This window comes from Clostridioides sp. ZZV14-6345, assembly GCF_020657775.1.
Lineage (GTDB): Bacteria > Bacillota > Clostridia > Peptostreptococcales > Peptostreptococcaceae > Clostridioides > Clostridioides difficile_D.
On record NZ_JAGWCX010000021.1, the window covers coordinates 1 to 13,566 of the forward strand.

Here is a 13,566-nt window from a genome sequence, read left to right on the forward strand (position 1 = left end):
TTTTGTATGAAATCAAATATATTTTCATCATTTAGACAATGAAAAAGAGGATTATCTCTATTTTGATACAGCATCTTATTTTATTTTTTGATTAAGATTGTAATTGAGAAATCTGAAATAAGGAAGATGATATAATTAAATAAAAAATTTCTTTCTATATTTAAATTAATATTAAAAAGTTATAATATGGTAAGAGTTATCCAAGTAGATGACTTCTATGATAGATATATGATAAAATAATTTTGTATGGGATATATAATAATTATAAAATAAGAGTATTGCATTAGTTTTTTAGCTAAAATATGTAAATAGGAAAAATAATTTAATAACTGTGTAGTAAAAATTTGGATTTAATATAAGACACTAATTATTAAGACGTACGACTAAAATATATATTTAAATTATTTTATGAACACTGGAGGGAAAGTCATATATGATTACAGGAGAATTAAGGAGTAAAGTAGACAAGATTTGGGAGACATTTTGGACTGGTGGATTAACTAATCCATTAGAAGTTATAGAACAATTTACATATCTTTTATTTATTAAAGGATTGGATGAAGTAGAAACAAAAAATGAAGCAGGAGCAACTCTTTTGGGTGTTTCTTTTGAAAGGATATTTGATGATGAACATCAACATTTAAGATGGAGTAAGTTTTCTAATGAAGGAAACTCAGAAAAAATGTATGAAATAGTACAAAATGAAGTGTTTCCTTTCATAAAAAAATTACATGGAAATAAAGACTCAGCTTATGCAAAGTACATGGGAGATGCAATATTTAAAATTCCTACACCTCTTATGTTATCTAAAATAGTTGATGGTATTAGTAATTTAGAATTAAGTAAAGATAGAGATACAAAGGGAGATTTGTATGAGTATTTATTATCCAAAGTGGCTACAGCAGGTACTAATGGTCAATTTAGGACTCCAAGACACATAATAGATATGATAGTAAGACTTATTAAACCAACACCAGAAGATATTATAGTAGACCCAGCAGCAGGTTCAGCAGGTTTTTTAGTATCATCACAACAGTACTTAAGGGATAATCATTCAAGTCTTTTCTTAGTGCAAGGGCTGAAGGAGCATTTTAATAATGGTATGTTCTATGGATTTGATATGGATAGAACTATGCTTAGAATAGGTGCTATGAATATGATGTTGCATGGCGTTGACAATCCTAATATAGAGTATAAGGATTCTTTATCGGAGGTTAATACAGATAAAGATAAGTTTACATTGGTGTTAGCAAATCCTCCGTTTAAGGGAAGTTTAGATTATGAAGCAGTGTCAGCAGACTTATTAAAAGTGACTAAGACAAAGAAAACAGAGTTATTATTCTTGGCACTTTTTTTAAGAGTTTTAAAAATTGGTGGAAGATGTGCATGTATAGTTCCAGATGGGGTATTGTTTGGTTCAACAGGTGGACATAAGTCGATAAGAAAAGAAATAGTTGATAATAATAAATTGGAAGCTATAATATCAATGCCAAGTGGTGTGTTTAAGCCGTATGCAGGAGTGTCTACAGCTATAATGATATTTACTAAAACAGGGACAGGTGGAACTGATAAGGTATGGTTCTATGATATGAAAGCTGATGGTTATTCTTTGGATGATAAGAGAAATGAGATAAAAGATAGTGATATAGATGATATTATTGAAAGATTTGATAATCTTGATGGGGAAGTAGATAGAAAAAGAACAGAGCAAAGTTTTTTTGTTGATGTGGAAGAGATAAGAGAGAATGGGTATGATTTATCTATTAATAAGTATAAAGAGGTAGTATATGAGGAAGTAGTTTATGATGCTCCTAGTGTTATTATAGGTAGGGTTAAGGAGTTAGAGAAGGAAATAGTGGATGGATTAGAAGCATTAGAAAGAATGTTAGGGGTATAGGTTATGGAGTATAGATTGAATGAAGTTTTTGACTTTATTAGAAATGGGGCTAGTATTAAACAATTTGATACAAAATTGGGATATCCAATTACAAGAATAGAAACTATAGCAAATTCTTATATTGATACCAATAAAATGGGATATGCTGACATAGAAGAATTAGGCAAATTAGAAGACTATTTATTGAAAAATGGAGATATACTAATGTCACATATTAATAGTGAAAAACATTTAGGGAAAAGTGCAATATATGAAAATATAAATAAAAAAATTATACATGGAATGAATCTTTTATGTTTACGACCAGATAAAGAAGTTTGTTATCCAAAGTATTTAAATTATTTTTTTAATAGTAATGAATTTAGAAGACAATTACCAAGAATAGTAAAAAAATCAGTTAATCAAGCAAGTTTTTCAGTTAATGATTTAAAATGTTTGAAAGTAGATTTACCTGGAATAGAAACTCAAAAGAATATATCGAAAGTTTTAGATAAAGCTCAAGAGTTAATAGGCAAAAGAAAAGAGCAAATAGAAGCATTGGATGATTTAGTTAAATCAAGATTTATTGAGATGTTTGGTGACCCAATTATTAATACAAAAAAATTTGATATGAAGAAGATTAAAGAGATTTCTATATATTTAAAAAGAGGTGTATCTCCTAAATATGTAGAGCAATCAAATATAAAAGTTATAAATCAAAAATGTATATACTGGAGAAATTTAAAGGTAGAAAATTGTAAATATTATGATGAAAACTTAAAAGAGAAAATAGAATATATATTTTTGAAACAAAATGATATATTAATAAATTCTACTGGAACTGGGACATTAGGAAGATGTGTAAAACTTAACAAAATTGATAATTCTGAATATATAGCAGATAGTCATGTTACAGTTTTAAGAAGTATTTCAAATAACTTAAATTCAGATTATTTTGCAGCGTTATTTGAATTTACAAATGTACAAGACACAATATATAGAAAATGTGTTAATGGTTCAACGAATCAAATTGAGTTATCAGTTAGTAAGTTAGGTGAGTATTTAATAATGGTTCCTCCAATTGAATTTCAAAATCAGTTTTCTGAGTTTGTTAAGCAAGTGGATAAATTAAAATTAAAAATAGAAACCAACTTAAAAGAGTTAGAAGATAACTTTAATTCATTAATGCAAAAAGCTTTCAAATGAGAATTATTTAACTAAGCAATATTACCTAATAAAAAAGAGGTGATTAAATGAGAAATATACAAGATGAGATTAAAAACTCAATAATAAATATATTTCCAAAAGAAAATACTCTAGCAATCATAATATTTGGTAGTTATGGCACAGATAAGCATACATCAAAAAGCGATATAGACATAGCTTGGATTCCTATCAAAAAAGTACCAATTACAGAACTTGCAACTAAGACAGAGGCTCTAAGAAATATATTAGACATCGATGTGGACCTAAAAATTGTTACAGATAATTATACAATAGCACTTAAAAAAGCTATTTTAGAAGGTGATGTTATTTATGAATCTAAAGACTTTAAGGATTATATAAATAAATTCTATTTTGAAAACAGTGATGTAATAGATATCTTAGATTGGAGGGATATGTATGGTAATTAGAAATAAATTATCTTGGAACTCAATAGAAGAAGTAAATAGGGATTTTGGTTCTTGCTTGTATGACCTGCAAAACTTCAAAATCTTATATGATAAGGAAGAAATGCCTGAGTTATGGACTAGATATATAAAAGAAGGTTTTAAAAGCTATATGGTCTCATTTCTAGAACTAACAAAAGCAATGTTGTATTATAAATCAATAGATTTAAACATAAAATCTAAAAATTTCTATGACTACCTCTTAGCTTGTGAATATCACAATTTATTACCTAAAAATTCTTCTATAGTTATAGAAACACTTAGAAAATTGAGAAATGATGATTCTCATGGATATGATATACCACAGTTTGAAGATATGTACGAATTGTTTACAGAAAATGAAGAAGTATTTGTTAGTGTAAGAAACAGTTGTAAGAAATAGTTTTGAGGGAGATTTATTTTAACTAAGAGACAAAGGGGGAGAAAAGTCTTGGGTAATTTTGACTTTTTACAAAATAAGAAAAATTTCAATAGCTTTAATACTGCTTGCTTAGAAGCAGAAAAAAGTATATTAGTTAGCCCATCTACCTGTGCAACTATAACAAGAAGAGCTTTAGAGCTTGCAGTAAAATGGCTATATGCTAATGATAGCGATTTAGTATTGCCTTATCAAGATAATCTTAGTACGTTGATTCATAACAATAGTTTTATAGAACTTATAGACTATGATATGTTACCTTTATTAAAATATATAGTTAAGTTAGGTAATGTGTCTGTACATACTAGTGCGAATATAGAAAGAGGAGAAGCAATACTTTCACTTAACAATTTGCATCAGTTTGTTAGTTGGATAGACTATTGTTATTCAGATGAATATACAGCAGAAGAGTTTAATGAAGATTTATTACTTCATGGGGAAGAGAAAAGGACAAGACCGGACGAGCTTAAAAATCTTTATGAGAGATTAAGTTCAAAAGATAAAAAGCTTGAAGAAGTAATAAAAGAAAATGAGGAATTAAGAAAGTCATTAACTGAAAAGAGAAAAATTAATACTGTAAACTATGATTTCAAGATAGACGAAGTAAACGAATTTGAGACAAGAAAAAGATATATAAATATAGAATTAAAGCTTGCAGGTTGGGAATTTGGAAAAGACATAGGGGAAGAAATAGAAGTCCAAGGTATGCCTAATGAAAGTGGTGTAGGATATGTAGATTATGTTCTTTATGGTGAAAATGGCAGGCCATTAGCAGTAGTTGAGGCGAAAAGAACGAGTAAAGACCCGAAAATTGGTCAGCAACAAGCTAAACTATATGCAGACTGTCTGGAAAAGAAATATAGTCAAAGACCAATAATATTTTTAACTAATGGTTTTGATACCTATATTTGGGATGACTATTCAGATAGAAAAGTTTATGGGTTTTATAAAAAATCAGAATTACAACTTATGATAGATAGAAGAAAGAGTAAGAAGTCTTTAAGTTCTGTAACAATAAATGATGAAATATCCAATAGATATTATCAAAAAGAAGCTATTAGAGCTGTATGTGAGGCTTTTGAAAATAAGCAACGCAAAACTCTTTTGGTATGTGCTACTGGTACAGGAAAAACAAGAATTGCTATATCTATAGTTGATGTACTTTCAAGACATAATTGGATTAAAAATATATTATTTCTAGCAGATAGAAAAGCATTGGTAAAGCAAGCTAAAAAAAGTTTTACTAAGCTATTACCTAACTTGACTTTATGTAATTTATTGGATAGCAAAGACAGCCCAGAAGATGCTAGGATGATATTTTCTACATATCCAACAATGATGAATGCAATTGACGATACGAAGTCTAAGGATGGAAAGAGATTGTTTACACCTGGTCATTTTGATTTAATTATAATAGATGAATCGCATAGAAGTATTTATAAAAAGTATAAGTCAATCTTTGATTATTTTGATTCTTACTTAATGGGTCTTACTGCTACACCAAAGGATGAGATAGATAAAAATACTTATTCAGTTTTTGACATGGAAAATGGAGTACCTACATATGCTTATGAGTATAATAAGGCAGTAGAGGATGGATATTTAGTAGATTATACTAGTATTGAGTTTAAGACTAAGATTATGGAAGATGGAATTAAGTATGATGAGCTTTCTGATGAAGAGAAGGAAGAATATGAAAATACATTTAATGATGATGAGAGTATTGGAGACGAAATAGGGAATAATGCAGTAAATGAGTGGCTATTTAATTCTGACACAATAGATTTAGTTTTAAATAAGCTAATGACAGAGGGGTTGAAAATAGAAGGAGAAGAAAAGATTGGTAAGACTATAATTTTTGCAAAGAATACAAAGCATGCTAGGGCAATAGTTGAAAGATTTAATAAACTGTATCCAAAGTATGGTGGGAACTTTGTAAAAGCAGTTGACTATAGTATAAATTATGTAGATTCTATAATAGATGATTTTTCTGATAAGAATAAATTACCTCAAATAGCAGTTTCAGTGGACATGCTCGATACAGGAATTGACATACCTGAAATCCTAAATCTTGTTTTTTTCAAGAAAGTGAGAAGTAAGACTAAGTTTTGGCAAATGATAGGTAGAGGAACTAGATTATGTCCAGATTTATTAGGTGTTGATATGGATAAGGAAAGATTCTTAATATTTGATTTTTGTAATAATTTTGAATTTTTTAAATTTAATCCTAAAGGATTTGAGGGAAATAAAACAGAAACACTTACTGAAAAATTATTTAATATAAAGGTAAGTATGGTTAAAGAACTTCAAGATATTAAATATATAGAAGGTGAGTATGCAGAACTTAGAAAAGAATTGTTAGAAGAACTTATAACTTCTGTAAAAGCTTTAAATGAGGATAGTTATATAGTTAGGATGAATTTAAGTTATGTACATAAGTATAAAAATGAAAATATTTGGAGTAATATTGGAGCAGTAGCACAAAATGAGATAAGAGAATATATATCACCACTCATAACTTCATATAGTGATGATGAATTGGCTAAAAGATTTGATGTAGTTATGTATAATATACAACTTGCATACTTACAAAATAATAATGCAAGTAAAGGTATAAGACATGTAATGACTACAGCAGAAAGACTTTCAAAACTTGGGACTATACCACAGATACAGCAACAAAAATATACTATTGAAAAAGCAATGACAGAGGATTTTTGGGAAGATTCAGATATATTTGAGGTAGAAGAAGTACGTATATCATTAAGAGAGCTTATTAAGTATCTTGAAAAGTCTAGTCAAAAGATATATTATACAAGTTTTGAAGATATGATTGTAGCAGAAGATAGAAATGATTCTGTATATAATGCAAACAATCTTAAGAATTATAAAAAGAAGGTAGAGTATTATTTAAATAGTCATAAAGATGAATTAGCAATATTTAAATTAAGAAATAATAAAAAGATAACAAAGCAAGATGTTGAAACGTTGGAGGAAATACTCTTAAAGCAGTTAGGTAATTGTGATGATTATAAGAAGGAGTTTGGAGATACTCCAGTAAGTCAATTAGTGAGAAAACTAGTGGGATTGGATAGAGAAGCTGCAAATGAAGCTTTTTCAGAGTTTTTAAATAATAAGAGTTTTAATACTAAGCAAATACATTTTGTTAAACTTATAGTCGATTATGTAGTTAAGAATGGATTTATAGAGGATAACAAAGTGTTGATGGAAGATCCATTTAGAACTGTTGGAAGTATAATTGATTTATTTGAAAATCATATTGAGGAGAGAAATAAATTGATTAAAACTATAAATGAAATTAAAGAAAATGCATCAGAGATAGGTTAATAATGTTATTTAGTGTAAAATTATTATTAATGATGTAGAGAATAAATTTATTGATAAGTAGTCTAATATTGGGTTGAAATAGATAACTAAATATGGATAATGTAGATATACAAAGAGAGGTATTGAATAATTATGCAATATCTCTTTTTAATTGATAAATAACTATGAATTACTCATGAAGAAGATTAAATAATAATTTTTAAGATTAAGTATTTGCATATTTTATAGAATAATCATGTATTTACTTTAATAAAATAAAAATAGGTATAAAAAGGTATATAATAAGGTTTTCATATGCATTTATGAGTGAAAATTTTGATATAATATATAGATACATGGAATTATGAATGGAATTTATTTAACTTATAGGGGGAGTTAATATGAAAGCAGGAGAAATTGAATTTCTTAGTTATTTAGAGGGGTCAAACAAAAGTTTTGTAGTACCTGTATATCAAAGAAATTATAACTGGAAGAAAGAGCAATGCAAAAGATTGTTTGATGATTTAGAGGATATAATAGATTCTGGATTTAGAACTCATTTCTTAGGGTCAGTTGTATCTATATATAGTATGGGAAAAGAATATTTAATAATAGATGGACAACAAAGAGTAACTACTGTGTCAATACTATTGATTGCCATGTGTCAAATAATAAAAGAGTTTGGGGAATCAAAAGGAATTATTACAACAGAAGAACAGATTAAGGAGTGTTATCTTATAAACAAGCACTCAAGAGATAAAGATGGAAAAATAAAGTTAAAACCAATAGCAGAAGATAGAAAAGCGTACTATGAACTATTTGAAGAAGAAATAAATACAGATAGAAATTCTAATATAGTTTCAAATTATTTATATTTTTATAATAGAATAAAAGAAGATAATATATCAATAGATGATTTGTTTGATGCGATACAGAAATTAACTATAGTAGAAATAGAATTAAAAAATGGTGAAGATGACCCTCAATTAATCTTTGAAAGTCTAAATTCAACTGGCTTAGATTTAAGTGAAGCTGATAGAGTAAGAAACTTTGTGTTAATGGGTAAAAATTCTAAATTACAAGAGGAATTTTATAATAATTATTGGTATAAAATCGAAAAAAATACAAGTAATAATGTAAGTAATTTTATAAGAGACTACTTGACTATAAAAGAGAGAAATATACCAAATAAAAATAAAGTATATTTTAGCTTTAAAAGGTATGTATTAGATAATGATATAGATATAGAAATTTTATTAAAAGATTTACTTAAATTTTCTAATTATTATAGAGATATATCTTATTCATGCACTGATGATAATGATGTAAATAAAGTTCTAAAAAGGATAAATAAACTCGAAATATTTGTATCATATCCGTTTATATTAGAATTATTTGATGATTATAATGAAGGTATAATAAATAAAAAAGCACTTGTAGAATCTCTTACTTTAGTGGAATGTTTTATATTAAGAAGAATAGTATGTGATGTACCTCCAAATGCACTTAATAAAGTATTCATGAACTTAGGGAGGGAAATTAAAAAATTTAGTGATTATAAAGAAAACTACTCTAACATACTAAAGTATATTTTTATAAATAAGAAATCTTCTCAAAGATTTCCTACTGATAGTGAATTTTCAAATGCTTTTGAAACTAAGGATATATATAATACTAAGTCAAAAAATAAGTTATATATACTTGAGAGGTTAGAGAACTATAATAACAAAGAAATTGTTGATTTAGAAAATTTAATTAATAATAACACATTAAATATTGAGCATATAATGCCACAAACATTAACAAATAAATGGAAAGAATTGCTAGGAGAGAATTATAAAGAGATATATGATAAATATTTACATACAATTGGAAATTTAACTTTGACAGGATATAATTCAAAATTAAGCAATAAAACATTTGAAGAAAAGAAAGAGATGGAAAGTGGATTTAAAGATAGTAGGCTTTATCTAAACAAGTATATTTCATTTATAGATAAGTGGAATGAAGAAGAAATAAAAAATAGAACTAAGATATTATTAGATAGAGCTGTAGAAATTTGGAAATATCCAAATGTTACATATGAACCTCCAAGTAACAGTGAAAATATATTTACATTAGAAGATGATGATGTTAATTTTACAAATGAGAGTATAGTATCATTTAGTATATTAGGAGAATCATATAAAGTTAAAAATTGGACAGAATTTTATGAACAAGTTGCTCTTACTTTATATGATTTGGATCCTGTAAGGTTTAATAGTATTATAGAAAAAGCTTATAAAAGAGATTTTATAGATAATAATAAATCTAAAGATATATCTAAATTAAGGAGAGGAGTTAGAATTTCAGAGAATATATATTTAGAAACACATTTAAATACAGAAGCTAAATTAAATATAATGAGATTTTTACTTAATGAGTTTGATATAGAGTTAAATGAAGTAATATTTTCAATAAAATAATGAAATTTACACATTTTGTGTTGGAATAGAATCTTAATTATATTAAAAAATAAAATAGAACCTCTTGATATAGACTTATATATCAAATTTATATCAAGAGGTTGCATTTAGTTAAAATATTGCAAATACTATATAATTAAATTATTAATAAAAATGTTATATAAAAACGTTATATAAAGATGAGTATATAACATTTTAAAAAGATTAATAAACTCTACATGATAAATGACTTATTAGTATGAATTAGACGTATTTTTACTATATTGGCTTATAAAACCTTTAGGCATTTTACTTATAAAATATACCACCATAATGCAAGATAAAGGCTTGTCCACTATATTACTAAGAATTCTTGGAAAGAATGCAGCAGTAAATATCTTCTGACCAGACTGAACTAAAAAACCGACCAATAAATCAGCACCACTTCCGCTTAAACCACCAAACAATAAAACTGAAATAGGAGTACCAATTAAAGGACAAACAATAGATAAAATTACTCCTGTAATAATAGCTTCTTTATAACCAAAACCTTTTTTCTTAGAAATATATCCAACAATAAGACCAAGAACAATATTTACAAGGGCAAAAGGTATGTTTGTAGGAACTGATATAACACCTAAAACTAAGTTTGTACATCCACCAATAAGAGCACCCCAAAAAGGACCTAATACAACAGCCCCAAGCACAGTACCAACTGTATCTAAAAATAATAATGGTATATTTATCATAGATATAACCATACCTAAGACAATGTTAATAACTATACACATTGAAGAAAATGTGATTTTCTTAGTATTCAATTATAATACCTCCTAAAAAAAATGTATACATTTATCATAGTATAGATTATAAAAGATTACTAATTGTATATTTCTATATAGAATATTATAAATATAGAACAAATAAATAATATAATTATCAAAATATGTAGTATCATTAAAATTAAGAATAACTAAGGAGATTATTATGAAGAGAAATAGAGAGATTGTAGTAGTATGTCATTGTATATTAAACTGTAACTCTAAAGTAGAGGGGCTGTCAGAATTTAAAGGAGCACAAAATATAGCAATAGATTTAATAAATAAAGGATATGGAATAATTCAACTACCATGTCCAGAAATAATTATGTATGGAATAAATAGGTGGGGGCATGTAAAAGAACAGTTTGACAATTTGTTTTTTAGAGAACAATGTAGGCAAATGTTAATACCTTATGTGAGGCAATTTGATGAATATTTAAAAAATAATTATGATATAAAAAGTATCATTGCAATAGATGGTAGCCCAAGTTGTGGTTATAATAAGACATGTAGTTCTAAAAGTTGGCTTGGTGAATTGAGTGGTTGTAATGAATTGATGAATAAAATAAATGATGTACAAATGGTAGATGGGAGAGGTATTTTTATAGAAGAGTTAGAAAAGCTACTTAAAGAGTATAATTTAGAGATACCTATAGTTGGATTTGATGAGATTAGAGAAAATAAGTAAATGTATAAATATTTATCAAAAAGAGTACATTATAAAATCCTAAGAAAAAACTTTAAGAATATGGAAATAAATCTGCAAAATGTATAATTAAGTTTATAGGTTTAAGAGAAAATAGTTTTGTAAATGATATAAGAAAAATCCTATATTTTGTTGTAAAAATTGTAACTATAAATCTAATGATGATAGAATAAGAGCAACATTAGAATTCGTGAAAAAGAGGTTGTCTCAAAATAGAGAGATAAGCCTCTTTTTTGTTGCTGAAATGATGAAAATACATTTTATTTCATACGAAAAAGAGTGCCTTATGAACTAAAAAGTTCATTTTGAGACACTCACTTTTTCTGTTTATAAATTATAGGTTTTATTTATAACTTTAGATATCCGATATAATTTTAATTTACTTTCTATTGACTAAATATTTAGTGATGTAAATAAATAAGAACTAAATAATTATCATAAATAATAATAAATATTTACTAATTTAAAAATAAGTGATAATATAAAAATATAACTAAATATTTACTAAATATAAAAAGAAGATTTATATGGAGGGAGACTATGAACAAACAGATTAAAAGCTTAGAAGAAAAATCAAATCAAATAAGAAAAGAAATATTAGATGTTGTATATAATGCAAAAGCAGGTCATATAGGAGGTGCAATGTCTAGTACTGATATCTTAACAACTCTTTATTACCATGTAATGAATATAAGTCCTGAAAACGCAAAAGACTTAAATAGAGATAGATTCATATTAAGTAAAGGCCATATAGCAGAAGCTCTATACTGTATATTAGCTGATAAAGGCTTTTTTAGTAGAGATAAGTTAAAAAGATATAGCCAATTTAATTCAACACTTATAGGTCATCCAAACAATAAAAATGCAGGAGTAGAGGTTAATACAGGTTCTCTAGGACATGGTCTTTCATTAGCTGTAGGTATGGCCATAGCAGGAAAGCGTGATAAGAAAAGTTACAGAATTTTTACCCTTATGGGAGATGGTGAATTAGCTGAAGGGTCTGTATGGGAAGGAGCTATGGCAGCTAGTCATTATAAGTTAGATAACCTAGTAGCAATTATAGATAGAAATAAATTGCAAATATCAGGAACTACAGAAGAAGTTATGACACTTGAAAATCTTCACGAAAAGTGGCAGAGCTTTGGCTGGGAAGTAATTCAGGTAGATGGAAATAATATAACAGAATTGGTTGAAGTCTTTGATAAGATACCATTGAAAAAAAATAATCCAACAATGATAATAGCTAATACCATAAAGGGTAAAGGAATATCTTTTATGGAAAATAACATAAAATGGCATCATGGAGTGCTAACAGAGGAGCAATACATAAAAGCAGTTAAAGATTTAAAGGAGGGGAAATAGATGAATAAGATAGCAAACCGTAAAGTAATTTGTGATACTTTAGTGGATATAGCAAAATATGATAAAGATATAATGGTTTTAACTAGTGATTCTAGAGGTTCTGCTTCCATGTCAGAGTTTGCTGAGTTATATCCAGAACAGTTTGTTGAAGTTGGAATAGCAGAGCAAAATTTAGTTGGTATTGCATCGGGATTAGCATCTTGTGGGAAAAAAACCTATGTAGCTTCTCCAGCATGTTTTTTATCAATGAGAAGTATAGAGCAAATAAAAATAGATGTGGCTTATTCTAAAAATAATGTCAAACTTATAGGAATAAGTGGAGGTGTAAGCTATGGGGCTCTAGGAATGACTCATCATTCTCTTCAAGATATAGCAGTAACTAGAGCAATACCAGATATACAAGTACTGCTTCCGGCTGACCGACACGAAACTAAGAAGATGATACAAGAATTGTCTAAAAGTGATATTCCAGCTTATATAAGAATAGGAAGAAATCCTGTTGAAGATGTATATGAAAATGAAGATTTTGATTTTAAAATAGGTAGAGCTAATGAATTACATAGTGGAAATGATATAACAGTGATAGCAACTGGTGAAACAGTAAGAATTGCACTAGATGCATCTATAGAACTTGAAAAACATGGTATTGAATGTAGAGTAATAAATATGCATACAATTAAGCCTTTAGATAAAGAAGCTATAATAAAATCTTCTAAAGAAACGAAGGGAATTATAACAATAGAAGAACACAGTATATATGGTGGATTGGGAGCAGCAGTATCAGAGGTCGTAGTCCAAAATATCCCTATTAAGATGCAAGTGTTAGGAATAGCAGATGAATCTCCTATAGCAGGTAATAGTAAAGAAGTATTTAATTATTATGGACTAAATAGCGAAAATATAGTGAAAATAGCTAAGGAAATGCTATCTAGTGAAAATTAA

General features: G+C 27.2%; 10 protein-coding genes. 9 read left to right on the plus strand and 1 reads right to left on the minus strand.

The window, feature by feature from the left end:
- The first annotated feature begins 433 nt into the window (after positions 1-433).
- The 6 genes from KGF39_RS07490 (at position 434) to KGF39_RS07515 (ending at position 9,756) form a co-directional block, all read left to right on the plus strand.
- Positions 434-1,897, plus strand: a complete 1,464-nt coding sequence (locus KGF39_RS07490; protein ID WP_227821802.1) for a class I SAM-dependent DNA methyltransferase — start codon at positions 434-436, stop codon at positions 1,895-1,897.
- A gap of 3 nt (positions 1,898-1,900) precedes the next feature.
- Positions 1,901-3,082, plus strand: a complete 1,182-nt coding sequence (locus KGF39_RS07495) for a restriction endonuclease subunit S (protein ID WP_227821803.1) — start codon at positions 1,901-1,903, stop codon at positions 3,080-3,082.
- A 47-nt stretch (positions 3,083-3,129) separates the two neighbouring features.
- A complete protein-coding gene (locus KGF39_RS07500) occupies positions 3,130-3,510 on the plus strand; it encodes a nucleotidyltransferase domain-containing protein (RefSeq protein WP_054274997.1) in 381 nt (126 codons plus the stop codon).
- Positions 3,500-3,928, plus strand: coding sequence for a hypothetical protein (locus KGF39_RS07505; RefSeq protein ID WP_227821804.1), 429 nt, complete (start codon positions 3,500-3,502; stop codon positions 3,926-3,928). Before KGF39_RS07500 ends, KGF39_RS07505 begins: the two co-directional genes overlap by 11 nt.
- Positions 3,929-3,976: 48 nt before the next feature.
- Positions 3,977-7,312: a DEAD/DEAH box helicase family protein gene (locus KGF39_RS07510; RefSeq protein WP_227821805.1), complete on the plus strand. Its 3,336-nt coding sequence runs from the start codon at positions 3,977-3,979 to the stop codon at positions 7,310-7,312.
- A 380-nt stretch (positions 7,313-7,692) separates the two neighbouring features.
- Complete coding sequence (locus KGF39_RS07515) at positions 7,693-9,756, plus strand: DUF262 domain-containing protein (protein ID WP_227821806.1); 2,064 nt, start codon at positions 7,693-7,695, stop codon at positions 9,754-9,756.
- A gap of 233 nt (positions 9,757-9,989) precedes the next feature.
- Here KGF39_RS07515 and KGF39_RS07520 read toward each other — a convergent pair whose 3' ends face one another.
- Entirely contained in the window at positions 9,990-10,556 is a 567-nt protein-coding gene (locus KGF39_RS07520) for a CD3073 family putative ECF transporter S component (protein WP_227821807.1), read from the minus strand.
- Positions 10,557-10,722: 166 nt separating this feature from the next.
- Here KGF39_RS07520 and KGF39_RS07525 point away from each other — a divergent pair, with 166 nt between their 5' ends.
- From KGF39_RS07525 to KGF39_RS07535, 3 genes are all read left to right on the plus strand, one after another.
- Positions 10,723-11,244: a CD3072 family TudS-related putative desulfidase gene (locus KGF39_RS07525; protein WP_227821808.1), complete on the plus strand. Its 522-nt coding sequence runs from the start codon at positions 10,723-10,725 to the stop codon at positions 11,242-11,244.
- 558 nt (positions 11,245-11,802) lie between these two features.
- On the plus strand, positions 11,803-12,624 hold the full coding sequence (locus KGF39_RS07530) for a transketolase (protein ID WP_227821809.1): 822 nt from the start codon (positions 11,803-11,805) through the stop codon (positions 12,622-12,624).
- Complete coding sequence (locus KGF39_RS07535) at positions 12,625-13,566, plus strand: transketolase C-terminal domain-containing protein (protein ID WP_227821810.1); 942 nt, start codon at positions 12,625-12,627, stop codon at positions 13,564-13,566. It abuts the gene before it with no gap.